We start from the raw sequence: 23,451 nt of genomic DNA on the forward strand, positions 1-23,451 counted from the left end.
ACCATGAAATCGCCGATCTGCGACATGCTGGGTATCGAATTCCCACTGCTCGCCTTCAGCCATTGCCGCGATGTCGTCGCCGCCGTCAGCCGCGCCGGCGGCTTCGGCGTGCTCGGCGCGACCGTGCACACGCCTGATACGCTCGAGCGCGAGCTGAGGTGGATCGACGATCACGTCGATGGCAAGCCTTATGGCATCGATGTGCTGATCCCCGAAAACATCTCGACCGCGGGTGAGAAGGACGTCACCTGGAAGAGACTGGAAACGCGCGTGCCGCAAGAGCACCGCGATTACACGCGAAATCTCCTGAAGAAGTACGACATCGAACTGACCACCACCGACGTCACGGACAACCAGCCGCAACCGTTCGATGCGAAGACCGCGCTTCAGCTGCTGGAGGTCTCCTTCAATCATCCGATCCGGCTGATCGCCAATGCGCTGGGCGTGCCGCCGAAGGCGATGATCGAAATGGGCAAGACGCGCGGCGTCCCCGTCGCGGCGCTGGTCGGCGCCAAGGAGCACGCGCTGCGCCAGGTCGCGGCCGGCGTCGACATCCTCGTGGTGCAGGGCACCGAGGCCGGCGGCCATTGCGGCGAGGTCTCAACCATGGTGCTGGTGCCGGAGGTGATCAAGGCCATCAAGCCCATTCGCGACGTGCCGGTGCTGGCGGCCGGCGGCGTCATGACGGGACGGCAGATGGCGGCCTGCATGGCGATGGGCGCGGCCGGCGTCTGGACCGGCTCGGTGTGGCTTGCCACCGTCGAGGCCGAGACCACGGAGATTTTCCGCGAGAAGATGATCGCGGCGTCCTCCCGCGACGCCGTCCGCTCCAAGGGCCGCACCGGCAAGCCGGCACGGCAGCTCCGCTCGGTCTGGACCGATGCCTGGGACCGCGCGCCGGACAGCCCGGGCGCGCTGCCGATGCCGCTGCAGAGCATCATCAGCCGCGACGCCTTCCATTCCATCGACCGAGCCGCCGCGAGCGGCAACGCCAAGGCGCGCGATCTCGTCAGCTATTTCGTCGGCCAGGGCGTCGGCCTGATCGACAGCGTGAAATCGGCGGGTGCCGTGGTGCAGGAGTTCAAGGAAGAGTTCGCCGAAGCCGTCGAGCACATGAATGCGCTGGTGGCGCAGTAGTCACTGCATCGTCATTGCGAGGGCAGCGAAGCAATCCAGACTGCCTCCGCGGATCCATTTCTGGATTGCTTCGTCGCCAGCGCAGAATTGCTTCGCAATTTTGTCGCGGGCTCCTCGCAATTGACGAAGCAACTAACGTCGTGAATCGAGATTATGACTGACAAGAACCCCATCTCCGAAGACCGCATCCCCGTCATCGTCGGCATTGGCGAGATCGTCGACCGCCCGAAAGAGATCACCGATGGTCTCGAGCCGCTCGATCTGCTCGAACAGGCACTGCGGCGCGCCGAGGCTGATGCCGGCGCAAAGCTGCTCGGCGAGGTGCAGTCGCTCGACGTCGTCAACTTCCTGAGCTGGCGCTATCGCGATCCGGAGAAGCTCCTGGCGCAGCGCTTCGGCATCTCGCCCGCGCATTGCTATTACGGCCCGGTCGGCGGCGAGAGTCCGGTCCGCTACGTCCACGAAGCGTCCAAGCGCATCGCGCGCGGGGAATGCGGCGTCGCCGCAGTGTGCGGCGCGGAGGCGCAGTCGACCGCGACCAAGGCGGAGCGCGCCGGCGTCAAGCTGCCATGGACGCCGTTCGCCCATGATGTCGAGGAGCCCAAGCGCGGCGCGGCGTTCCAGAAGCCGCTGGCGGTGAAGCTCGGCGTGTTCCGCCCGGTCACGGTCTATCCCTTCTACGAGGCGGCCTCCGCTGCGCATTGGGGCCAGACGCCGCGCGAGGCGATGGCGGAGTCCGGCACGCTGTGGTCGCGCTATTCGGAAGCCGCCGCACAAAATCCCAATGCCTGGCTGAAGCGGCGCTATGTGCCCGAGGAGATCACGACCCCGACCGCCGACAACCGCCTGATCGCGTGGCCCTATAACAAGCTGATGGTCGCCAATCCCAGCGTCAACATGGGTGGTGCCCTGCTGCTCACGAGCCTTGCCAAGGCGCGGGCACTCGGTATCGCGCAAGATAAGCTGGTCTATCCGCTCGGCGGCGCCTCGGCGGAAGAGCCGCGCGATTATCTGTTGCGCGACCAGTTTTACGAGAGCCATCCGCAGAACGCGGTGCTCAGAAGCGTGATGGACATCGCCGGCGGCGACGGCAGGAAATTCGACGCGATCGAGCTCTACAGCTGCTTTCCGTGCGTACCCAAGATGGCGCGGCGGACGCTGGGCCTTTCTGCCGACGTGCAGCCGACCGTGACCGGCGGCCTCACCTTCTTTGGCGCTCCGCTCAACACCTACATGACGCATGCGGCCTGCGCGATGGTGCGGCGTGTGCGCGGTGGCGCAAGACTCGGCCTGCTCTACGGCCAGGGCGGCTTCGTCACCAAGCATCACGCGCTGGTGGTGTCGAAGACGGCGCCCCGCGAGACTCTGGCGCAGGAGACGAGCGTGCAAGGCGAAGCGGACCGCAACAAGCACGCGGTGCCGGAGTTCGTCACGGAGGCCTCAGGCAAGGGCAAAGTCGAGAGCTTTACCGTGCTCTACGGCCGCGGCGGCGATGTCGAGCATGGCGTGGTGATGCTGCGCACGACCGATGATCGGCGTACGCTGGCGCGGATTCCGGCGAGCGATAGTGCGACGCTGGCGCATCTGCTCGACATGGATCGCACGCCGGTGGGCTCGCTCGGTGAGGTAGCGATGGCTGCGGATGGCGTGCCGGAGTGGCGGGTGGCGTAGCTGACTCAGACAGCAACGTGTACCGCTGGGAGAGAGATGGGTCCCGGCGCAGCAGCGCATCATTTCATGCTGCGCTGCGTCCCGGGCACTGGACTGACCTAAAGCGCGATGAGATTTGGATGAATCGTCATCGCGCTTTAGCTTGTTGTTTACGCATGATCTTTCCGGAAAACCGCTTCGCACTTTTCCGGATCATGCCTTAGCTCCGCGGCGGCTGCTTCTCGGACGCGGTCGCCGGCTTGCCCTTGGCGCCGGCGCCAACGACGCGAACCGGATCGCCATCCGACAAGCCATCCGGCGGAGCGGTGATGACGCGGTCATCCGCGGTAATCCCCGAGGCCAGCTCGATCTCGCGGCCGAGATCGCGGGCGATCGCCACCGTTTTGAACCGCACCTTGTCGTCCGCGCCGACGGTGGCCACACGCAGGCCGCTGCCGTTGAAGATCAGGGCGCTGGCGGGAATGCTGAGCGGCGCGGCGTCATGCTGCAGGTTCAGCTTCACACTGGCATAGCCGCCAGGCATCAGCTCGCCTGAGGAATTGTCGAGCCCGAGCTGCATGCGCGTGGTGCCGGAGGCGACATCGACGGCCTGCGAGGAGGCCTCCACCGTCGCCTGGAAGGTCCGGTTTGGATATTCCGGCAGCGTGATGGTGGCCTTGGCGCCGATCTTGATCGCAGGCACGTAGTTCTGGGGCACGTTGACGTAGACGCGCAGCTTGGTGATGTCTGATATCACGAACATCGCCGGCCCCGAACCGCCGCCGGCATTGATCAGCGCGCCGACGTCGGTGTCGCGCGCGGTGACGACACCGTCGAACGGCGCGGTGATCTTCTTGTAGCCGGCGAGCGCTTCCAGCCGCTCGACATTGGCTTGCCCCGAATTGACGGCCGCCTTCTTGTTGGAGAGGTCGGCGGTGCGTTCGTCGATCTCCTGCGCCGAGACGAAGTTGGAGGCGACCAGCGTCTTGCGCCGGTTGAGCGTTGCCTCCGACAACCTGGCGCTGGCCTGCTGGCTGGCGAGGTCGGCGCGCGCCTGCAGCAGCTGCTGATCGAGATCGGGCGCCTCGATCTCGGCAATCACCTGGCCGGCTTTGACACGGGCACCGATGTCGGCACTCCAGCTCTTCAGATAGCCCGAGACGCGCGCGAAGATCGGCGCGCGGTAGTAGGCTTCCAATCGGCCCGGCAGATCGATGGTGGCGTTGAGGTCCTTGGCGCTGGGCAGCGTCACCGCCACGCTCGGAACGGCCTGGTCGTCAGTCCATTCTTTCAGCTTGATGCCCTGCTCCTCGCGGGCCCTGATGCCGGTGCCGACGACAAGGCCCGCCGCAATCAACGCCATCACGCCGAAGATGCCCAGTTTCCGGTGCGACACCGCCGAGCGGGGTTCAGTGGGGGACATGCGGAGTCTCCAATGCGGCGGCGGCTTTGACGCCTTGTTTCTTGTGGACCATGCTGAACACCACGGGAACGAACATCAGCGTGGCGAAGGTTGCAAAGATCAGGCCGCCGATCACGGCGCGGCCGAGCGGCGCATTCTGCTCGCCGCCTTCGCCGAGCCCCAGCGCCATCGGCGCCATGCCGATGATCATGGCGAGCGCGGTCATCAGGACGGGGCGGAACCGGACGAAGCCGGCTTCGAGCGCGGCGGCGATGGGATCGCCGAGCTCCTCGTAGCGCTCACGCGCGAAGGAGATCACGAGCACGCTATTGGCGGTGGCAACGCCCATGCACATGATCGCGCCGGTGAGCGCCGGAACCGACAGGGTGGTCTCCGTCGTGAACAGCATCCAGACGATGCCGGCGAGCGCGGCCGGCAGCGCGGTGATGATCACGAACGGATCGGACCACGACTGGAAGTTCACGACGATCAGGAGATAGATCAGCACGACGGCCCCGAGCAGGCCGAACAAGAGTCCGGTGAAGGCGCTGTTCATGGTCTGCACCTGGCCGAGCAGCACCACGGACGAGCCCTTCGGAACCTCCTTGGCGGTGTCGGCGATCACTTTTCGGATGTCGGCGGCGACCGCGCCGAGGTCGCGGCCCGAGGTCGTGGCAAAGATCTGCACCATCGACTGGATGTCGTATTGCGACACCACCGCGCTCGAGGTCGAACGCTTGATGTCGGCGATGCCGCCGAGGATCGGCGACTGCGCATTGCCGGCAGCCGTGATCGGCAGCGTCTGCAGCGCACTGAGCGAGTCGATCTGGTATTGCGGCGTCTGCATCACGATCGAGTAGGACACGCCGTTATCAGGATTGAGGTAGTAGGTCGGCGCCACCTGCGAGGAGCCGGCGAGATTGACCACGAGGCTGTTGGTGACGTCGCGCTCGGTCAGGCCGACATATTGCGCGCGGGTGCGATCGACATCGATGTTGAAGGTCGGATTGTTCGGCGACTGCTGGATGCGCGCATCGGCGACGCCCGGAATCTTGCGGACCTTGGCCAGCAGGTTGTTGGCATAGGCGAAGTTGGCACTGAGATTGGCGCCGCGGATTTGCAGGTCGATCGGCGCCGGCGCGCCGAAATTCAGGATCTGGCTGACGATGTCGGCCGGCAGGAACGCGAAGCTGACGCCGGGGAACAGCCGCGGCAATTGCTCACGCAGCACCTTGACGTGCTCTTCGGTCGGCTTGTGGCCTTCCTTCAGCTTGATCTGGATGTCACCGTCCTGCGGGCCGATCACGCCGGTGTTGTTGTAGGTCATGTTGATGCCGGAGATCGGCATGCCGATATTGTCGGTCATGGTCTCGATCTCGCCGGGGATCAGCTTGCGGACTGCTTTCTGCACGTCGGCGAGCTGATTGGCGGTCTCCTCGACGCGGGTGCCCACTTGCGTGCGGACATGCATCAGGATGTTGCCGGCATCGACCGCGGGAAAGAAATTCCGGCCGAGGAACGGCACCAGCGCGAAGGACGCGCCGACCACGCAGACGAAGCCGATCGCGAACACCGCGCGATGCGCCAGTGCAAGGCCCAGCAGCCCGCGATAGAAGCCGCGGACGCGCTCGAACCGTGCCTCGAAACCGCGCTGGAACCAGACAAAAGGATTGCGCGACTTCGGCGGAGCGCCCTCGTGATGGACATGCGCCTGCAGGAGGTAGTTCGCCATGGTCGGCACCAAAGTGCGCGACAGGATGAACGACCAGATCATCGCGAACATCACCGCTTCAGCCATCGGCACGAACAGGAAGCGCGCGACGCCGGTCAGGAAGAACATCGGCACGAACACGATGCAGATGCAGAGCAGCGACACGAACGCCGGCGTCACGATCTGGTTGGCGCCGTCGAGGATCGACTGCTCGACCGGCTTGCCCTGCTCCAGATGGTAGTTGATGTTCTCTATGGTGACGGTGGCGTCGTCGACGAGGATGCCGACCGCAAGCGCGAGGCCGCCGAGCGTCATGATGTTCAGCGTCTCGCCGATCGCCGACAGCATGATGATGGCGCCCAACACCGAGAGCGGGATCGAGACCGCGATGATGATGGTCGAGCGCCAGCTACCGAGGAACAACAGGATCATGACGCTGGTCAGCAGCGCCGCGATCACGCCCTCGAAGGCGACGCCCTCGATCGCGCCACGGACGAACACCGACTGGTCGCCGATGAAGCCGATTCTGAGCGCGTCGGGCAACTGATCCTTGACGTCGATGACCTTCTGCTTGATGCCGGCGATGATATCGAGCGTCGAGGTCGCGCCCGCCTTCAGCACCATCATCAGCACCGAGCGGTTGCCGTCGACATGGACGATGTTGGTCTGCGGCGGATTGCCGTCACGCACGGTGGCGACGTCGCGCACATAGACCATGGCGCCGTTGACGGTCTTGATCGGCAGGTTGCCGAGCTCGTCGATCCGAAGCGGCGAGTTATTGAGCTGGATGTTGTATTCGAACTGGCCGATCTTCTGGGTGCCGACCGGCGTGATCAGGTTTTGCGCGGCAAGCGCATTGGCGACGTCCTGGCCGGACAGGCCGCGGGCCTGGAGCGCGGTCGGATCGAGGTCGATCTGGACCTGGCGCTGCTTGCCGCCGAATGGATAGGGAATCGCAGCGCCAGGCACGGTGACCAGCGGGGTGCGAAGCTGGTTGATGCCGATGTCGGCGAGGTTTTGCTCGGTGAGCCCCTCACCTGACAACGCCACCTGGATGATCGGTACGGTAGAAGCCGAGTAGTTCAGGATCAAGGGCGGCGTCGCACCCGGCGGCATCTGCTTGAGCAGCGTCTGCGAAATCGCGGTCACCTGCGCGTTGGCGGTGCGGATGTCGACGTTAGGTTGGAAGAAGATCTTGATGATGCCAAAACCGTTGTAGGAGTTGGCCGTGATGTGCTCGATGTCGTTGACGGTGGTCGTCAGTGCGCGCTGGAAGGGCGTGGTGATGCGGCCTGACATCTGATCCGGCGGCAGCCCGGTATACTGCCAGACCACGCCGATCACGGGAATGCGGATGTCCGGGAAGATGTCGGTCGGGGTCCGCAGCGCCGCGAGCGGTCCGATGATCAGCAGCAGCAGCGCCAGCACGACGAACGTATAAGGCCGGCTCAGGGCAATACGGACCAGAGCAATCATGCGCCAGGAAATTCCAGGTCAGGCAGGGATACGGAATCCGCCCCCACGGGGATCCTCCGTCCCCTTTACCTGAGCACCGCCGGAAACGCTAACCTCCGGCGGCTTTCACGCATTCACTTCCCTGCTACCGCACTGCGGAATCTACATCGCAGCCATGCAGCTGCGCGTCCTACGCCGCACGGACGTTGGCGAGGAACTTGCCGACCTCGGTCTTGAGCCGGTTCGAATCGTTCGACAGCATCTGGGCCGCCGACAGCACCTGCGAGGAGGCTGTGCCGGTCTCGGTCGCACCGCGCTGAACGTCGGTGATGTTGGACGACACCTGCTGGGTGCCCTGCGCGGCCTGCTGCACGTTGCGGGCGATCTCCTGCGTCGCCGCGCCCTGCTCTTCCACCGCCGCCGCGATCGCCGACGAGATCTCCGACAGACGTTCGATGGTCGAGGAAATCTCCCTGATCGCACCGACCGAGTCGTTGGTCGCCGCCTGGATGCCGGAAATCTGCTGGCCGATTTCGCCGGTCGCCTTCGCGGTCTGCTCGGCTAGCGCCTTCACCTCGGAGGCGACGACAGCGAAGCCGCGACCGGCTTCGCCCGCGCGCGCCGCCTCGATGGTGGCATTCAGCGCCAGGAGATTGGTCTGGCCGGCGATGGTGTTGATCAGCTCGACGACATCCCCGATGCGCGAGGCGGCTTTGGAGAGTTCGCTGACGCGCTCGGTGGTGGCACGCGCCTGGCCGACGGCATCGCCCGCCATCCGCGCCGATTCCTGCACCTGACGGCTGATCTCGCCGACCGACGACGCCATCTCCTCCGTGGCCGAGGCCACCGATTGCACGTTGGTCGAGGCTTCCTCCGAAGCACCGGCAACCGTGGTCGCAAGCCGCTGCGAGCGGTCGGCGGTCGCAGTCAGGGTCGAGGCGGAGGCCTCTAACTGGCTCGAGGCCGACGACACGGTCTGGACGATCTCCCCGATCATCGTTTCGAATTCGCGCGTGATGTTGTCGACGCGGCGGCCGCGCTCGATCTTGGCCTCGGCATCGGCCGCGGCGGCTTCGTCCGCGGCCTTCTTGGCGATCAGCGCCTCCTTGAAGATCTGGAGCACGTCGGCCATGGCGCCGATCTCGGTCTTCTCGCCGCGATGCGGGACTTCGGCGGAAAGGTCGCCCTTGCCGAGCGCTTGCATCGGCTGGATGATGGAATTGATGCCGCTGGAGACGTCGCGGACGAGGTAGAAGCCGACACTGATGCCGGAGATGACGGCGGCGCCCAGGATGATCGCAACCAGCATGAAGGCGTAATAGAAGGTATCGGCGGCATCCGCAGCGGCCTGATCACCGCCCTTGGTGTTGAGCTCGATATCCTTGGCCAGGATGGCATCGGCCTCAAGCCCGATCTTGTTGACTGTCTTGCTGTCCAGCTCGTGCGCGTCGTGCGGGATCTTGTTGGCATCCCGGCGCGACAGCGCCATGACTTCCTGGGTGCCATTCTTGTACTCTTCCCACTTTTTCGACCACTCGCTGTACAGTGCTCTCTCTTCGGGCGAGGCGATCATACCCTCATAAGACTTGCGGAACTTCGTGTTCGCCTCGACCACTGTTGCCAGGGTTTTCTCGGCCGCAAGCTTTTCCTCCAGTGTCTCCGCCAGCATGTGCTCGCGGATCACGTTGCGGTAGGTGATGACGCCGGCACGGAGGTCGCCGATCACGCGGACGCTGGGCATCCAGTTCGTGGTGATATCGACGGTGTTGGCGTTGATCGTCCGCATCTTCATGACGGCGAGCAGCCCCATGCCGGCCATCACGACCAGCAGGAACGCCACGACACTGATAATCTTGGCGCGGATGGAAATGGTGGCGAGCATAATCGGGTCTCTTTGTGCTGACGCGGTGGCGCGTCCGGAAACTTTACGAATCAACTAAAAGGAGCGGCACCGACATCCAACACCAGAGCACCTGCGCAAATGTTAACTGCGACTCCGTACGAGTACGGAGCTCAATGAAATGAACAGGCAGCAAAGAATGCACTGTGCTCAGCGCATGAGCATAAGCGCATCGGAGAAAAACTCTCCGCCGCCGAAATTTCCGGACTTCAGAGCGAGCAGCATGTCGCTTTCGGCGCCGACCGCGCGCAGCACCGGAACGCCTGCCGCAATTTCCACTCCCACGAGAAATCCGGGAATCTTCAACCGATCGACAACGGCTCCGGACGTCTCGCCGCCGGCAACGATCAGTCGCCGCACGCCTGATTTGACGAGGTTTTCTGCGATATCGGCCATGGCCTGCTCGATCGCATGGCCGGCGGCGTCGCGACCGTGGCGCGCTTGCAGCGCGGTGACCTGATCGGGTGTCGAGCTCGATGCGATCAGCACCGGACCCTCGCCCAGTCGTGGTCTTGCCCAGTCCAGCGCGCGCTGCACTTCGCCTGCCCCCATAATGATGCGGTCTGGATCGAGATGAAGCACCGGCATGATGCGCTCGGCGTTGGTGATCTGCTGAAGGGTCGCCTGCGAGCAGCTTCCGGCAAGGCAGGCCGCCAGCCCGCCGACCGCAGCGCCGGTTTCGCCGCTCGGTGACGCCGACTTGACCTTGCCCGTCGACACCAACGCGCGCGCGAGCCCAAGGCCGATGCCGGAGGCACCGACCGAGAGCCGATGTCCGGCGGCGACAAGGCCGATGGTCTCGAGGTCGCGATCGAACACGGCGTCGATGATCGCAGCGCCGATGCCCTTGCCCGCCAGCTCGGCCAGTCGCGCCCGCACGGCATCCGCCCCGCGCGTGACGGTGGCGAGATCGACGAGGCCGATCTGCGTCCTGCTCTGACGCGCCAGCACGCGCACCAGATTGGAATCGCGCATCGGGTTGAGCGGATGGTCCTTCAGCGGGCTCTCGTTGAGCGGCACGGCGCCGACGAAGAGGTTGCCCTGGTAGACGGTACGGCCGGTCTCCGGGAAGGCCGGCGTCACCAGAACGGCACCCTCGCCGCAATCGGCGCGCAGCGCGTCCATGACGGGACCGATATTGCCGGCATCGGTGGAATCGAAGGTCGAGCAAATCTTGAACAAGACGTGGCCCGCGCCGCGGCCGCGCAGCCACGCCTCCGCCGCACGCGAGCGCGACACGGCAAGGCCCGCCTCGATCGAGCGGCTCTTCAGCGACACCACGACGGCGTCGACCTCGGGCAGCGCGAGATCGTCGGCAGGCACGCCGATGGTCTGCACGGTGCGCAAGCCAGCGCGCGTCAGCGTATTGGCGAGGTCGGAGGCGCCGGTATAGTCGTCGGCGATGCAGCCCAACGCAAGTGTCACGACTTCACTCCAGCATAAGGCTTGAACCAGGCGAGGCCGTCGGTGGTCTTGCCGCGCGGATTGTATTCGCAGCCGACGAAGCCGGCATAGCCGAGCCGGTCGAGCTCTTCGAACAGGAACGGATAGTTCAACTCCTCGCCGTCAGGCTCGTTGCGCGAGGGAACGCTGGCAATCTGGATGTGGCCGATGATCGGCATCATCTCGCGCAGCCGCATGGTGACGTCGCCATGGATGATCTGGCAGTGATAAATGTCGAACTGGAGTTTCAGGTTCGCGAGCCTCAGCTCCTGGATCAGATCACGTGCGAAGCCGAAATCGTTGAGGAAGTAGCCGGGCACGTTGCGCGCATTGATCGGCTCGATCACGACGTCGATGCCGTGCGGCGCGAAGAATTCCGCGGTCCATGCCACCGATTTGTAGAAGGCCTCGATCGCGACGCGCTCGCCGCGGTTGGCGATGCCGGCCATCAGGTGCAGCCGCTTGACGCCGGTCGCCTTGGCATAAGGCAGCGCCGTCTCCAGGCTCGCCTTGAGATCATTGAATCGCGCCGGGAGCGCCGCAAAACCCTTCTCGCCGGCGTTCCAGTCGCCGGGCGGCAAGTTGAACAGCGCCTGCGTCAGGCCGTTGCGCCGCAGCCGCTCGCCGACCACCTCGGCCGGATGCTCGTAAGGAAAGAGGAACTCGACGGCAGTGAAGCCCGCTTGCGCGGCGGCATCGAAGCGGTCGAGGAACGGCACCTCGGTGAACATCATCGAGAGATTGGCGGCGAAACGCGGCATTGCAGATCCTCTTGCTTACTTGTCGCCGGGCAGCTTGACGCCGGTGACCTGCGCATACATACGCGCGACCGACGCATCGTCGTCGCGGCCCATGCCGGCGGCTGATGTCATCAGGAACATCTGGAGCGCTGCGGCAGAGACCGGCACCGGGAATCTGGCGCTGCGCGCCATGTCCTGAATGATGCCAAGGTCCTTGACGAAGATCTCCACCGCGCTTCGCGGTGTGTAATCGCCGTCCAGCACATGCGGCATGCGGTTCTCGAACATCCAGGAATTGCCGGCGGATGCCGTGATCACCTCATAGACCTTGCGGATGTCGAGGCCCTGCTTGGCCGCAAAGGCCATGGCTTCGCTGGCGGCAGCAATGTGGACGCCGGCGAGAAGCTGGTTGATCATCTTGAACGCCGCGCCCTGTCCGGCGGCATCGCCGAGCTCGTACAGCTTTGCCGCCATGGCATCAAGCGCGGGCCGCGCCTTGGCAAAAGCGGCGGAGCTACCGGAGGCGAGAATCGTCAACTCGCCTTGCGCGGCGCGCTGGGCCCCGCCCGAGATCGGCGCATCCAGATAGTGCCGGCCGGTCGCCTCCAACTGCTTGGCGAGGCGCCGCGCCACGTCGGGATCCATGGTGGCGGAGGATATGAAGACACTGTCCTTCGGCATGGTCTCGGCGGCACCATCCTTGCCGAACAGGATCGCCTCAGTCTGCGCCGCATTGACGACGACGCTGACGACGATATCGGCCTCCTTGGCCGCTTCGGCCGGGGTCCTGGCGCCCGCGCCGCCATCCTTCACGAAGCGCGCGACGGCATCCGCCGAGACGTCGCAGCCGGTCACGGCATGGCCGGCGCGCTTCAGCGAGGTCGCCATGCCAAAACCCATCGAGCCGAGCCCGACGACGGCGATACGCTGATTTTGTGACGTGGAGGCGGACATGCAACTGACCCTTGAACGTTTCCCGAATAGCCGCCCTTTGCGGCAGCCTGGCAACCGAATATCACGGCTTGGCCGCGCTGCCAAAGCGTGAGACAAGCAGGCATGACGGCCATGAGCAACGAGACATTGCTGCGCGAGGATATCTGCCGCTTCGGGCGGTCCCTGTTCGAGCGCGGGCTGACGCCGGGCTCCTCCGGCAATATCAGCGTCAGGTTGGACGATGGCGGCTGGCTGGTGACGCCGACCAACGCCTCGCTCGGCTTCCTCGAACCTGCGAAGCTGTCGCGGCTGGATAGCCGAGGTCAGCTGGTCTCGGGCGATGCGCCGACCAAGGAAGTTCCGCTGCACACGGCGCTCTACGACACGCGCGGGACTGCGCGGGCGATCGTGCATCTGCACTCCACCCATTCGGTCGCGCTTTCGATGCTGCCCGAGATCGACCCGCGTGCCGCGCTGCCGCCGATGACGGCCTATTACCTGATGAAATGCGGCGCCACCGCCCTCGTGCCCTATTACCGCCCGGGCGACCCGGCCGTTGCGGATGCGATCAAGGGTCTCGCCGGGAGATATTCATCCGTGCTGCTCGCCAATCACGGCCCGGTCGTCGCCGGCGACACGCTGGAGGCTGCGGTGTTCGCCACGGAGGAACTGGAGGAGACGGCGAAGCTGTACCTGCTGCTGCGCGGGATGAACCCGCGGTACTTGTCGCCGGAGCAGGTGAAGGATCTGGTGAAGGTGTTCGGGGTGACGCTGCCCGAGCATGGGCACGGGCATTGAGCCCGGCTCCCTGCTCGTCATTGCGAGCCAACGGGTCCGCGCGAAGCGCGGCCCGATGACAGGCTCCGCGAAGAAATCCAGAGTCTTTCCGCGGAGGGATTCTGGATTGCTTCGCTACGCTCGCAATGACTGAGATTGTGGCGATCATCGTAGCCCGCATGAGCGCAGCGACATGTGGGACCGCCCGTCCCGGATATCGCTACGCTCATCAGGGCTACGGCAGCGCGCTTGTGGTTACAGCCCCAGATACGCCTTTCTCACATCCGGATTGCCCTTGATCTCCGCGGACGGGCCCTGCATCAGCACGCGGCCGGTCTGCAGGATGTAGGCGCGGTCGGCAATCTCGAGGCATTCGGCCATGCGCTGCTCGACGATCAGCACGGTCATGCCGGCGTCGCGGATGCGCTTCACCGCCTGGAAGATCTCGTCGACCAGCTTCGGCATGATGCCCTGCGACGGCTCGTCCAGCATCAAGAGCCGCGGGCGCGTCATCAGCGCGCGGCCGATGGCGAGCATCTGCTGCTCGCCGCCGCTTAGCGTCTCGGCGCGCTGCTCCAGGCGCTCGGAGAGGCGCGGAAACAGGTTGAAGACGAGATCGAGCGGCCCCTCGCGGTCGGCTTCGCTGCGATAGAGATAGCTGCCGAGGCGAAGATTGTCGCGCACGGACAGGCGCGGGAACAGGCGGCGGTTTTCCGGCACATAGGCGATGCCCGTTGCGGTGATGTGATGCTGTGCCATCCCCTCGAGGCGCTTGCCGTCGAACGTCACCGTGCCAGAACGCGGACGTTCGGCGCCGGCGATGGATTTCAGCAGCGTCGACTTGCCCGCGCCGTTGGCGCCGGCGACGCAGACGATCTCGCCCTTCTCGACCTCGATCGAGACCGCGGAGATCGCGACCAGGCCCTGATAGGCCGTCGTGACTTCACGCACCGACAGCATGACGATCTCCCAGATATGCGCTGATCACCTTGGGATCGCGGACCACGTCGGCAGGCTTGCCCTCGACCAGCACCTTGCCGAGGTCGAGCACGATGGCGCGGTCGACCAAGGGCATCACGATCTCCATCACATGCTCGACCATCAAGACGGTGATGCCGGCATCGCGCACTTTGCGCACCAGCGCGACGCCGGTCTGCGCCTCGGTCGGCGTCAGACCGGTGAGGACTTCGTCGAGCAGCAGCAGCTTTGGCTCGGTCGCGAGCGCGCGCGCGACTTCGAGGCGGCGCTTCTCGGCCGGCACGAGGTCGCTCGCGAGCACGTCCGCGCGCCCGGCAAGTCCGGTGAACTCGAGCACCTCATGCGCCTTGCGACGGGCTTCGCGCATCACGGTATTGCGCACGAGCGCACCGACGATGACGTTGTCGACGACGGTCATGGTCTCAAAACTCTTGACCACCTGGAAGGTGCGGCCCACTCCGCGCTGGCAGCGCTCGGCCGCCGGCATGTGGGTGACATCCTCACCGTCGAACCAGATCGAGCCTTGGGTCGGCGGCAGCACGCCGGCGATGAGGTTGAACAGCGTCGACTTGCCGGCACCGTTCGGACCGATTAGGCCGACGATTTCGCCGCGGCCGACCGAGATCGAGACGTCGCTGTTGGCGACCAGGCCGCCGAAGCGCTGCCAGACGCCGCGGGTTTCCAGGAGTGCGGTCATCGCGTGGCTCCCTTCGGTTTTGCACGGGAGAACAGGCTCACCAAGCCTCGCGGCAACGCCAGCGAGATCGCTACGATCAGCGCACCATAGACGATGAGATCGACGCCGCGACCGGAGCCGCCGATATAGGAGCGCGTCAGCTCCGTCATCGGGATCAGGATGGCGGCGCCAAGCACCGGCCCCCAGAGGGTGCCGATGCCGCCGAGCACGGCCGGCAGCGCCATCAGCAGCGAGAACTGGAAGCCCATCACGCTTTCAGGATCGATATAGGCGAGGAACTGCGCATAGAAGGCCCCGCCGATCGCGACCAGGAAGGCGGAAACGGCGGCCGCGCCCATCTTGGAGTTGAACACGACGACGCCGAGGCTCTCGGCCGCCTCCGGATTGTCCTTCACTGCGCGCCACCAGAAGCCCCATTTGGAGTCCTCCAGCCACCAGGTGACGAACCAGGCGAGGCAGCAGAGCGCCAGCGCGAAATAGAAGTATGGCAGCTTGGTGCGCAGGAACTGGAATTTCAGCCAGCTGTCGCCGCGGATCGGAATGGTGATGCCCATCGCGGCTCCCGCCCACTCCCAGTTCTGGAACAGCAGCAGGCCAATTTCGGCAATGACGATGGTCGCGATCACGAAGTAATGGCCGCGCAGGCGGAAGAAGGGATAGCCGAGTCCCATCGCGATGAGTGCGGCGATCACGCCGCCGCCGAGCATGCCGAACCAGGGCAGCACGCCGAACTTGGTGAACAAGAGCTCGGTGGTGTAGGCGCCGATGCCGAAATAGAGCGCGTGACCCAGCGAGATCTGGCCGCAATAGCCGGACAGGATGTTCCAGCTCTGCGACAGCGCCGCATACATCAAGGTCAGGATCAGGATGTTCTGGACGTAGACGTCCTTGATGAACAGCGGCGCCAGCGCCGCGAGCCCGGCCAGAACCGCGGCGATGATGAGGTCGCGGCGGCGCCGCGCAGCGAAATTCTTGTCCATCACATCGATCCGAACAGGCCACGCGGCCGAATGAACACGACCAGGAGATAGACGGCGTAGATGCCGACCGACTTCAGCGATGGCGGCAGCACCAGGGCCGTAACCGCCTCGACGAGGCCGACGATGATGCCACCGGCGAAGGCGCCGAACACGCTGCCGAAGCCGCCGAGCGCCACCGTGACATAGGCGATCAGGGCGAAGGACGCGCCGACGTCGGGATAGATGTAGAAGAACACCGCCATGATCGCGCCGGCGAGACCGACCAGTGCGGCACCCAAGCCCCAGCCGAGCGCGAACACGCGGTTCTTGTCGATGCCGACGAGGGCGACGGCGCCGGGATCCTCACGCGTCGCCTCCAGCGCGCGGCCGAAATCGGTGCGATTGATGAAGAAGTAGAGGCCGGCAAAGGCGAGAATCGAGACCAGCGCGCCGATCAGCTGCGGCTCCGGCAGGAAGATGCCCGCGATCGACACCGTCTTGCCGCCGAGCCAGGACTGCGGAATGCTGCGATAGTCCGGCGTGAAGAAGAATTGCGCGAGGCCCCGCATCACGATGGCGAGGCCGAAGGTGGAGAAGATCTGCACCATGCCGGCATTGGCCTTGGCCCGCATGGCGAAGCGTACAACGAGCAGGTAGACCACTGCCCCGAACACGAAGAGCGCCGCGGCGACCAGCGGCGCCGACAGCAAGGGATCGATGGCAAAGAATGCGAACAGGAAGAAGCTCGCATACATCGCGATCATCAGGAACTCGCCATGGGCGAAGTTCACGACGTCCATCAGGCCGAAGATCAGCGCAAGGCCGACCGCGATCAGTCCATAGAGCAGGCCCATAAGAAGGCCGCTCGCGAGACTTTGGATAATGGCTTGGGCTGTCAAAAGTCGTCCCCCACAAATGACTGGATAAGCGCGGAAACTACCTCCTCCTCATTGCGAGGAGGCCTTGCGACGAAGCAATCCAGACTGTCTCCGTGGATCCATTTCTGGATTGCTTCGCTTCGCTCGCAATGACGTGCGGTGAGGCAGCTCTATTGGCTAAACTGCCAAATGCTTGCCCCCCAACACCTACTTCATCGGCCAGATCGCCTCCGCGATCGCGGCTTGCGGCGGGAAGATGGTGACGAACTTGCCGCCGACATATTGCAGCAGCACCGGGTCGGCGTCGTTGTTCTGGCCCATCTCGTCGAACTTGACGCGCTTCCAGGGCATGATGGTCTGCTCGCCCGGAATGTCGGTCGCCGCCAGCGCATCGCGGATCTTCTCGCCGTCGGTCGACTTGGCGCGGCTGATGGCGTCGGCGAGAATGATCAGGCCCATGAACTGGCGCGAGGTGAGGTCGTTGAAATCCTTGCCCGAGCGCGCCTTGAACATCTCGTTGATCTTGCCGACCATCGGGCGCTTCTGCGCGAGGTCGAGCGAGAAGGTGCCACGCGAGATCACGCCTTCGAGCTTGTCGCCGACGGCATCATAGAGCGCCTTCTCGGAGAAGCCGGCGTCCTGCGCCACGATTGCATTCGGCTTGTAGCCGAGCTCGGCCATGGTCTTGACCAAGAGGATGCCGTCGGTGGTGTAGCTCGAGGGCATCAGCACGTCCGCATTGGCGGTCTTGAGCTGCTGCACCTCGGCCGAGAGCGAGGGCGAGTTGGTGCGATACTTGATGTCGGTGACGATCTTGTAGCCGCGCTCACCGGCGATCTTGGTCTGGGCATTGCCGGAATCGGTGCCGAAGATGGTGTCCTCGTGGAACAACGACAGCGTCTCGATCTTGGCGCCCTTCTTCTTCATGGCGTCGAAGAAGTCGAACATCGCGGCCGAGTACATCTCGTCATGCGGCGCAGCGCGGAAGTAATATTTCAGGCCGCGGCGATGCAGGCTCGGCGAGGAGTTGTCGGCGGAAACGAACGGGACCTGATAGCGTTCGCAGATCTGGCTGACGGTGACGGCCACCGCGCTCTGATAGGTGCCGATGATGGCGCAGACCTTCTCTTGCGTGATCAGGCGCTCGGCCTCGGCGCGGCCCTTCTGCGGATCGGCCTGGTGGTCGGCGAACACGAGACGGATCTTCGCACCGCCGAGACCCGGCAGGCCCTCGCCCTTGGCCAGCGGCAGGTCGAAATCAGTGTCCTTGTTGATGACCTCGAGCGCAGTCTCATAGGCCTTCTGCGCGTCGACGCCCTGCTGCGCGCTGCCGCCGGAGAACGGATAGATCACGCCGATCACGACTTCCGAGGTCTGTGCGCGCGCTGCCAGCGGCACCAGAGCGGCAGTGGCGGTGGCTCCCAACAACACGTCGCGGCGAGTGATCGTCATGGCAATGTCCCCTGTTACTGAATTTCGGCCGATCGAATGAAGCGATTGATGGATTCGGTAAAGCCTGAAGAAGCGGCAAACGCTGCCCACTAAATCACGGCCATGGCCCTGTTCTTGAGATCCGTCACCAGCATCAAGCCGGGCGAATGCGTGATCGCGAATGGGAGCTTCGCGGCGTTGATCACCGATTGCGGCGTCACGCCACAGGCCCAGAACACCGGGATCTCGTCATCCGCGACGGGCACCGGATCGCCGTAGTCGGGCTTCGCAATGTCCTTGATACCGATCAGATGCGGATGGCCGAGATGCACGGGCGCGCCGTGCACGGCGGGATAGCGTGAGGTGATCTGCACCGCGCGGATCGCATCCGCCGGCTTGAAAGGACGCATCGACACAACCATGGGACCGGCGAACGGTCCCGCCTCACCACAGGCGATGTTGGTGCGATACATCGGCACGCGCACGTTCTTCTCGATGTGGCGGATCCGCATGCCCTCCTCCAGCAGCGCCTCCTCGAACGAGAAGGAGCAACCGAGCACGAAGGTCACGAGATCGTCGCGCCAATACTTGGACACATCGGTCGGCTCGTCAACGACTTCGCCGTCACGCCAGACGCGGTAGCGGGGAACGTCGGTGCGGATGTCGAGATCGGCGCCGAGCGACGGGATGAAAGGACTGCCGACGTCGGACATGCCGATGATCGGGCACGGCTTCGGATTGAGCTGGCAGAAGCGGTGAAAGGCGCCGGCATATTCCGCCGGCAGGATCGCCAGATTGCCCTGAACGTATCCGGGGGCGACGCCGGCGGTGGAGGCGACCAGCCCCGCGCGGTAGGCGAGCCGAGCCTTACGGCTCGGAAGGGCGTCGGGCGTTTCAGTTTGCTGCGCTGCCACCAAAACAGTCATGTGATCGACCTGCCTATAAACTCGACAAAGACAAGCCAACACCAAGCGTGCTATAAAGTCTAATCGTCGTTTCTAATCAATCTCGATAAATCTGATTTATCGACTAGGAAAATCCTTCCAATGCTGGACTTCAGGTCGATCGAGACGTTCCTATGGGTTGTGAAGCTCGGCAGCTTTCGTGGCGCCGCGCAAAGGCTCAACACCACCCAGCCGGCGATCTCCCAGCGCATCGCCCAGCTCGAACGCGAGATGGGCGTGAAGCTCCTGAACCGCGATCATCGCATCGCCTCGCCGACGCCGAGCGGCCGGCAAATGATGGTCTATGCGGAGAAGCTGATCGGCCTGCGCGCGCAGATGATGGCGGAGATCGGCGACCGCTCGGCGATGCGCGGGGTGATGCGGCTCGGCGTCGCCGAGACCATCGTGCACACCTGGCTGCCGCGGCTCGTGAAGAGCGTGAACGAGGTCTACCCGAACCTGTCGCTGGAGATCGAAGTCGACATCACGCCGAACCTGACCGCGCGCCTGCTCGCGCAGGAGATCGAGCTCGCTTTCGTGGTGGGGCCGTTGTCCGCCTCCGGTGTGCACAATCGCGTGCTCGCCGATTATCCGATCGGCTTCCTCGCCAGCCCCTCGCTCGGGCTCGGCAAGGGGCCGGTGACGCCGGCGGAGCTTGCGCGGTTTCCGATCATCACGTTCCCGCGCAAGACCAAGCCTTACGAAGTCGTGCGCGAGGTGTTCGACCGCCCGGAGCTGCCGCCGATCCGCCTGCATGCCTCCGCCTCACTGGCGACGGTCATCCATATGGCGGTCGAGGGACTCGGTATCGCCGTAATCCCCGACGCCATCGTCGAGAACGAGCTTGCCGACGGGCGGCTGCAACTGCTCGACACCGATCTTGCGATCGCGCCGCTGACCTTCACCGCGAGCTGGCTCGCCTCGCCCGACGTCGTCGCCGTGGAGCGCGTTGCCGAACTCGCACGGCAGATTGCGCAGAGCAGCCTCGCGGTTGACGCGCCCGCGCTGGCGCGTCATTGAACAAGCGCCGGACAACCTTCAACGTCATTCCGGGCCGATGCGACAGCATCGAACCCGGAATCTCGAGATTCCGGGTTCGGCTCTTCGAGCCGCTCCCGAACGACAGCCAAAATGGACTGACCGCATGAGCCGAGCCGCCACCAATCTGCAAATCGATTCCGCCCGCCTGTGGGGCTCCATCCACGAGACTGCTCAATTCGGCGCGACCGCCAAGGGCGGTGTGCGGCGGCTGACGCTCAGCAGCGAAGACAAACAGGTGCGCGACTGGTTCCGCAAGGCCTGCGAGGATGCCGGCCTGGAGGTCCACGTCGACGCGCTCGGCTCGATATTCGGCCTGCGCAAGGGACGCGACATGTCGAAGCCGCCGGTCGGTATCGGCTCGCATCTCGACACCCAGCCGACCGGCGGCAAGTATGACGGCATTTTGGGAACGCTCGGCGCGCTGGAGGTAATCCGCACGCTGAACGATGCCGGCATCGAGACCGAGGCGCCGATCTGCGTCGTCAACTGGACCAACGAGGAAGGCTCGCGCTTCGCACCTGCGATGATGGCCTCTGCCGCCTATGTCGGCGACTTCACCACCGACGACATTTTGTCGCGCAAGGACGCCGAAGGCACGACCGTCGGCCAGGCGCTCGACAGCATCGGTTATCGCGGCGACAAGCCGGTCGGCTTCCAGAAGCTCGGCTGCTTCGTCGAATTGCACATCGAGCAGGGTCCAATTCTGGAAGCGGAGGGCAAGACCATCGGCGTGGTCGATTCCGGTCAGGGCGTATTGTGGTATGACGGCAAGATCTCCGGCTTCGAGAGCCATGCGGGTTCGACCCCGATGCTGCTGCGACGCGATGCGCTGGCGACCTTGTCGGAGATCGTACTGGCGATGGAGTCCATCGCGAAGAAGCACGGACCGAACGCAGTCGGCACCATCGGCGAAGCCGTGATCGCAAACCCATCGCGCAACGTCATTCCCGGCGAGATCGCCTTCACCATGGACTGCCGCAGCGCGGATGGCGCCATCATGGACGCGCTCGATCGCGATTTGCGCGCCGCGATTGCCGACATCGCCGCACGCCGCAAGGTCGAGGTCCAGATCGATCTGGTCTGGCGCAAGGCGCCGACGCATTTCGATCCGAAGCTGATTGCGGCAGTCGAGAACGCCGCGAAGACGCTCGGCTATTCCTCCCGCCGCATCACCTCCGGTGCCGGCCACGACGCCTGCAACCTCAACACCGTCATGCCGGCGGCGATGGTGTTCGTGCCCTGCAAGGACGGCATCAGCCACAACGAGCTCGAGGACGCCACGCAGGGCGACTGCGCCGCCGGCACCAACGTCCTCATGCATACCGTGCTGGCGATCGCCGGCGTCGCATCCTGACCGGAGAGAACCATGCGCGGAGTTTTTGTCGACGCCAATGAAACCCTCGCGGCGATCATGGAGCGGCTGAACAAGCCTGATGATCCCAAGGTCCGGATTAACCGGGATCCCGACATCAAGCCCGAGCAATACCCTGAGATCCTCGATGGCGCCGAGATCGCCATCGTCGACCACACCGCGCTGCCAACCGAGGTGGCAAAGAAATGCACCGGCTTGAAGCACGTCGTGTTCCTCGGCACCGGCGCGCGCAGCTACATGAACCCGGAGGAGCTCAGCGAGCTCGGCATCTCCGTCCATCTGATCAAGGGCTATGGCGACACGGCGGTCGCCGAATCCGCGATCGCGCTGATGTGGGCCTCGGCCCGCGTCATCGCGATGATGGACCGCGAGATGCGGGCCGGCAACTGGCTGCGCGAGGACGGCATGCAGCTCACCGGCAAGACCCTCGGCCTGATCGGCTTCGGCGGTATCGCCGCCGAGGTTGCGCGCATTGCGTCCGGCTCAGGCATGAAGGTGATCGCCTGGAACCGCTCGCCCAAGAGCCATCCCGGGGTCGAGTTCACCGATCTCGATACGGTGCTGGCCAGAAGCGACGTCGTGTCGCTGCATCTGCTGCTCAACGATGAGACCCGCGGCATGATCACGCGCGAGAGAATCTTTGCGATGAAGCGCGGTGTCATCCTCGTCAACACCGCCCGCGCCGCGATCGTCGACGAGGCCGCCATGATCGATGCGCTGAAATCCGGCCACATCCGCCATGCCGGCCTCGATGTCTTCAACATCGAGCCGTTGCCCGGCGATCATCCGCTGACGAAGCTGCCGAACGTGACGCTGTCGGCGCATTCCGCATTCCGCACGCCGGAAGCGAGCGAAAATCTGATTGAAGCGGCCTGGATCCACTGCCGCCGCATCGTGCAAGGATAAGAGCAACAACAATGGCCGACTATCGTACCATCAAGCCAGAGCCGCTCACCAACGCCATCCGCGCCATCGTCAAGGCCGGCGGCTCCTCGGACCGCGAAGCCGAGCTCGTGTCCACCAACCTCGTCGAGGCCAATCTGAAGGGACACGACTCCCACGGCGTCGGCATGATCCCGCGCTATGTCCAAAGCGTCACCAATGGCGGCCTCGCCGTGAACCAGCACGTCAAGATCGTGCTCGACACCGGTCCGCTCCTCACCCTCGACGGCCTCACCGGCTACGGCCAGGTGATCGGCCATGAAGCGATGGAGCTGGCGGCCGAGCGCGCCAAGGGCAACGGCGTGTGTCTCGTCGGCCTCTCCAACTCGCACCACATCGGCCGCATCGGCCACTGGGCCGAGCAGTGCATCGACCACGGGCTGGTGTCGATCCATTTCGTCAACGTGATCTCGCGTCCGATCGTGGCGCCCTGGGGCGGCAGCGATGCGCGCCACGGCACCAACCCGTTCTGCGTCGGCATTCCGCGCAGGGGCAAGGACCCCATCGTGCTCGACTTCGCCACCAGCAGGATCGCGCAGGGCAAGACCCGCGTCGCCCACAACAAGGGCGTCGAATTGGAGCCCGGCACCATCATCGACAATGAAGGCAAGCCCACGGTCAATCCGCGCTACACCGTGATCCCCCCGTACGGCGCCATCCTGCCGTTCGGCGAGCATAAGGGGTCGGGCCTCGCGTTGGTCTGCGAAATCCTCGGCGGCGCCCTCTCCGGCGGAGAGGTGGTCAAGGGTCCGTCCGACGGCAAGTACAACGTCCTCAACGGCATGCTCTCGATCGTCATCGACCCGGGCAAGCTCGGCACCGGCGAAAATCTCGCGCGCGAAGTCGAGAGCTTCGTCGCCTGGCACACCGGCTCGCCGCCCGCACCCGGCGTCGACAAGGTCAGGATCGCCGGCGATCCCGAGCGCGAGACCAAGACGAAGCGCCTTGCCGAAGGCATTCCGATCGATCCGACCACTTGGCAGGAGATTCTAGAAGCCGGGAAGAAGTTCGGGCTGGATCAGGCGGCGATCGAGAAGATCGTGGGGTGATAAACTGTCGGA

19 protein-coding genes are annotated in these 23,451 nt (G+C 64.6%); 7 read left to right on the forward strand and 12 right to left on the reverse strand.

Going from position 1 to position 23,451, the window contains the following annotated elements; genetic code table 11:
- The first annotated feature begins 3 nt into the window (after positions 1 to 3).
- Both BRAD3257_RS26160 and BRAD3257_RS26165 read left to right on the forward strand, forming a co-directional pair.
- A complete protein-coding gene (locus BRAD3257_RS26160) occupies positions 4 to 1,137 on the forward strand; it encodes a nitronate monooxygenase (RefSeq protein WP_122406761.1) in 1,134 nt (377 codons plus the stop codon).
- A gap of 153 nt (positions 1,138 to 1,290) precedes the next feature.
- On the forward strand, positions 1,291 to 2,808 hold the full coding sequence (locus BRAD3257_RS26165; RefSeq protein ID WP_122404260.1) for an acetyl-CoA acetyltransferase: 1,518 nt from the start codon (positions 1,291 to 1,293) through the stop codon (positions 2,806 to 2,808).
- A 199-nt stretch (positions 2,809 to 3,007) separates the two neighbouring features.
- Here the strand turns inward: BRAD3257_RS26165 and BRAD3257_RS26170 are convergent, their stop codons facing one another.
- From BRAD3257_RS26170 to ltnD, 6 genes are all read right to left on the reverse strand, one after another.
- Positions 3,008 to 4,210: an efflux RND transporter periplasmic adaptor subunit gene (locus BRAD3257_RS26170; RefSeq protein ID WP_122404261.1), complete on the reverse strand. Its 1,203-nt coding sequence runs from the start codon at positions 4,208 to 4,210 to the stop codon at positions 3,008 to 3,010.
- The gene (locus tag BRAD3257_RS26175; RefSeq protein WP_122404262.1) at positions 4,197 to 7,376 is read right to left on the reverse strand and encodes an efflux RND transporter permease subunit; all 3,180 of its coding nucleotides are present in this window, start codon (positions 7,374 to 7,376) and stop codon (positions 4,197 to 4,199) included. Before BRAD3257_RS26175 ends, BRAD3257_RS26170 begins: the two co-directional genes overlap by 14 nt.
- A gap of 169 nt (positions 7,377 to 7,545) precedes the next feature.
- Positions 7,546 to 9,237: a methyl-accepting chemotaxis protein gene (locus tag BRAD3257_RS26185; RefSeq protein ID WP_122404263.1), complete on the reverse strand. Its 1,692-nt coding sequence runs from the start codon at positions 9,235 to 9,237 to the stop codon at positions 7,546 to 7,548.
- A gap of 168 nt (positions 9,238 to 9,405) precedes the next feature.
- The gene (gene otnK / locus BRAD3257_RS26190; RefSeq protein ID WP_122404264.1) at positions 9,406 to 10,680 is read right to left on the reverse strand and encodes a 3-oxo-tetronate kinase; all 1,275 of its coding nucleotides are present in this window, start codon (positions 10,678 to 10,680) and stop codon (positions 9,406 to 9,408) included.
- Complete coding sequence (otnI, locus tag BRAD3257_RS26195) at positions 10,677 to 11,459, reverse strand: 2-oxo-tetronate isomerase (protein WP_122404265.1); 783 nt, start codon at positions 11,457 to 11,459, stop codon at positions 10,677 to 10,679. The genes otnK and otnI overlap by 4 nt, the downstream gene beginning before the upstream one ends.
- 15 nt (positions 11,460 to 11,474) lie before the next feature.
- Positions 11,475 to 12,392, reverse strand: coding sequence for an L-threonate dehydrogenase (ltnD, locus tag BRAD3257_RS26200; protein WP_122404266.1), 918 nt, complete (start codon positions 12,390 to 12,392; stop codon positions 11,475 to 11,477).
- Positions 12,393 to 12,494: 102 nt separating this feature from the next.
- Between ltnD and otnC the strand changes: the two genes are divergently transcribed.
- Positions 12,495 to 13,169, forward strand: a complete 675-nt coding sequence (otnC, locus tag BRAD3257_RS26205) for a 3-oxo-tetronate 4-phosphate decarboxylase (protein ID WP_162500369.1) — start codon at positions 12,495 to 12,497, stop codon at positions 13,167 to 13,169.
- 234 nt (positions 13,170 to 13,403) lie between these two features.
- On the opposite strand, the gene BRAD3257_RS26210 is transcribed toward otnC, so the two are convergent.
- The 6 genes from BRAD3257_RS26210 to BRAD3257_RS26235 all read right to left on the reverse strand — a co-directional run bounded on the left by BRAD3257_RS26210 (position 13,404) and on the right by BRAD3257_RS26235 (position 19,017).
- On the reverse strand, positions 13,404 to 14,108 hold the full coding sequence (locus tag BRAD3257_RS26210; RefSeq protein WP_122404268.1) for an ABC transporter ATP-binding protein: 705 nt from the start codon (positions 14,106 to 14,108) through the stop codon (positions 13,404 to 13,406).
- Positions 14,092 to 14,823, reverse strand: a complete 732-nt coding sequence (locus BRAD3257_RS26215; protein ID WP_122404269.1) for an ABC transporter ATP-binding protein — start codon at positions 14,821 to 14,823, stop codon at positions 14,092 to 14,094. Before BRAD3257_RS26215 ends, BRAD3257_RS26210 begins: the two co-directional genes overlap by 17 nt.
- Positions 14,820 to 15,803 (reverse strand): branched-chain amino acid ABC transporter permease, encoded by a 984-nt coding sequence (locus tag BRAD3257_RS26220; RefSeq protein ID WP_122404270.1) that lies wholly within the window; start codon positions 15,801 to 15,803, stop codon positions 14,820 to 14,822. The genes BRAD3257_RS26215 and BRAD3257_RS26220 overlap by 4 nt, the downstream gene beginning before the upstream one ends.
- Positions 15,803 to 16,681, reverse strand: coding sequence for a branched-chain amino acid ABC transporter permease (locus BRAD3257_RS26225; protein WP_122404271.1), 879 nt, complete (start codon positions 16,679 to 16,681; stop codon positions 15,803 to 15,805). Before BRAD3257_RS26225 ends, BRAD3257_RS26220 begins: the two co-directional genes overlap by 1 nt.
- Before the next feature lie 186 nt (positions 16,682 to 16,867).
- The gene (locus BRAD3257_RS26230; RefSeq protein WP_162500370.1) at positions 16,868 to 18,112 is read right to left on the reverse strand and encodes an ABC transporter substrate-binding protein; all 1,245 of its coding nucleotides are present in this window, start codon (positions 18,110 to 18,112) and stop codon (positions 16,868 to 16,870) included.
- Between the two features lie 89 nt (positions 18,113 to 18,201).
- On the reverse strand, positions 18,202 to 19,017 hold the full coding sequence (locus BRAD3257_RS26235; protein WP_122404273.1) for a putative hydro-lyase: 816 nt from the start codon (positions 19,015 to 19,017) through the stop codon (positions 18,202 to 18,204).
- A 120-nt stretch (positions 19,018 to 19,137) separates the two neighbouring features.
- Between BRAD3257_RS26235 and BRAD3257_RS26240 the strand changes: the two genes are divergently transcribed.
- From BRAD3257_RS26240 to BRAD3257_RS26255, 4 genes are all read left to right on the forward strand, one after another.
- The gene (locus tag BRAD3257_RS26240; protein WP_122404274.1) at positions 19,138 to 20,055 is read left to right on the forward strand and encodes a LysR family transcriptional regulator; all 918 of its coding nucleotides are present in this window, start codon (positions 19,138 to 19,140) and stop codon (positions 20,053 to 20,055) included.
- Between the two features lie 124 nt (positions 20,056 to 20,179).
- A complete protein-coding gene (locus BRAD3257_RS26245; RefSeq protein WP_122404275.1) occupies positions 20,180 to 21,430 on the forward strand; it encodes a Zn-dependent hydrolase in 1,251 nt (416 codons plus the stop codon).
- A gap of 12 nt (positions 21,431 to 21,442) precedes the next feature.
- Positions 21,443 to 22,354 carry an NAD(P)-dependent oxidoreductase gene (locus BRAD3257_RS26250; protein ID WP_122404276.1) on the forward strand — a complete coding sequence of 304 codons (912 nt, stop codon included), beginning with the start codon at positions 21,443 to 21,445 and terminating at the stop codon, positions 22,352 to 22,354.
- A gap of 11 nt (positions 22,355 to 22,365) precedes the next feature.
- Positions 22,366 to 23,439 carry a malate/lactate/ureidoglycolate dehydrogenase gene (locus BRAD3257_RS26255; RefSeq protein WP_122404277.1) on the forward strand — a complete coding sequence of 358 codons (1,074 nt, stop codon included), beginning with the start codon at positions 22,366 to 22,368 and terminating at the stop codon, positions 23,437 to 23,439.
- Positions 23,440 to 23,451 lie beyond the last annotated feature (12 nt).

The sequence above is a fragment of the Bradyrhizobium vignae genome (genome assembly GCF_900324035.1).
Classification (GTDB): Bacteria; Pseudomonadota; Alphaproteobacteria; order Rhizobiales; family Xanthobacteraceae; genus Bradyrhizobium; species Bradyrhizobium vignae.

What these genes read in the sequence shown, in the direction of transcription:
- BRAD3257_RS26170 (WP_122404261.1), bottom strand. Translation starts at nt 4,210, where the DNA reads ATGTCCCCCACTGAACCCCGCTCGGCGGTGTCGCACCGGAAACTGGGC.
- BRAD3257_RS26220 (WP_122404270.1), bottom strand. Translation starts at nt 15,803, where the DNA reads ATGGACAAGAATTTCGCTGCGCGGCGCCGCCGCGACCTCATCATCGCC.
- BRAD3257_RS26245 (WP_122404275.1), top strand. Translation starts at nt 20,180, where the DNA reads ATGAGCCGAGCCGCCACCAATCTGCAAATCGATTCCGCCCGCCTGTGG.
- BRAD3257_RS26165 (WP_122404260.1), top strand. Translation starts at nt 1,291, where the DNA reads ATGACTGACAAGAACCCCATCTCCGAAGACCGCATCCCCGTCATCGTC.
- BRAD3257_RS26255 (WP_122404277.1), top strand. Translation starts at nt 22,366, where the DNA reads ATGGCCGACTATCGTACCATCAAGCCAGAGCCGCTCACCAACGCCATC.
- BRAD3257_RS26240 (WP_122404274.1), top strand. Translation starts at nt 19,138, where the DNA reads ATGCTGGACTTCAGGTCGATCGAGACGTTCCTATGGGTTGTGAAGCTC.
- BRAD3257_RS26210 (WP_122404268.1), bottom strand. Translation starts at nt 14,108, where the DNA reads ATGCTGTCGGTGCGTGAAGTCACGACGGCCTATCAGGGCCTGGTCGCG.
- otnI (WP_122404265.1), bottom strand. Translation starts at nt 11,459, where the DNA reads ATGCCGCGTTTCGCCGCCAATCTCTCGATGATGTTCACCGAGGTGCCG.
- BRAD3257_RS26215 (WP_122404269.1), bottom strand. Translation starts at nt 14,823, where the DNA reads ATGACCGCACTCCTGGAAACCCGCGGCGTCTGGCAGCGCTTCGGCGGC.
- otnC (WP_162500369.1), top strand. Translation starts at nt 12,495, where the DNA reads ATGACGGCCATGAGCAACGAGACATTGCTGCGCGAGGATATCTGCCGC.
- ltnD (WP_122404266.1), bottom strand. Translation starts at nt 12,392, where the DNA reads ATGTCCGCCTCCACGTCACAAAATCAGCGTATCGCCGTCGTCGGGCTC.
- BRAD3257_RS26235 (WP_122404273.1), bottom strand. Translation starts at nt 19,017, where the DNA reads ATGACTGTTTTGGTGGCAGCGCAGCAAACTGAAACGCCCGACGCCCTT.
- BRAD3257_RS26230 (WP_162500370.1), bottom strand. Translation starts at nt 18,112, where the DNA reads ATGACGATCACTCGCCGCGACGTGTTGTTGGGAGCCACCGCCACTGCC.
- BRAD3257_RS26250 (WP_122404276.1), top strand. Translation starts at nt 21,443, where the DNA reads ATGCGCGGAGTTTTTGTCGACGCCAATGAAACCCTCGCGGCGATCATG.
- BRAD3257_RS26160 (WP_122406761.1), top strand. Translation starts at nt 4, where the DNA reads ATGAAATCGCCGATCTGCGACATGCTGGGTATCGAATTCCCACTGCTC.
- BRAD3257_RS26185 (WP_122404263.1), bottom strand. Translation starts at nt 9,237, where the DNA reads ATGCTCGCCACCATTTCCATCCGCGCCAAGATTATCAGTGTCGTGGCG.
- BRAD3257_RS26175 (WP_122404262.1), bottom strand. Translation starts at nt 7,376, where the DNA reads ATGATTGCTCTGGTCCGTATTGCCCTGAGCCGGCCTTATACGTTCGTC.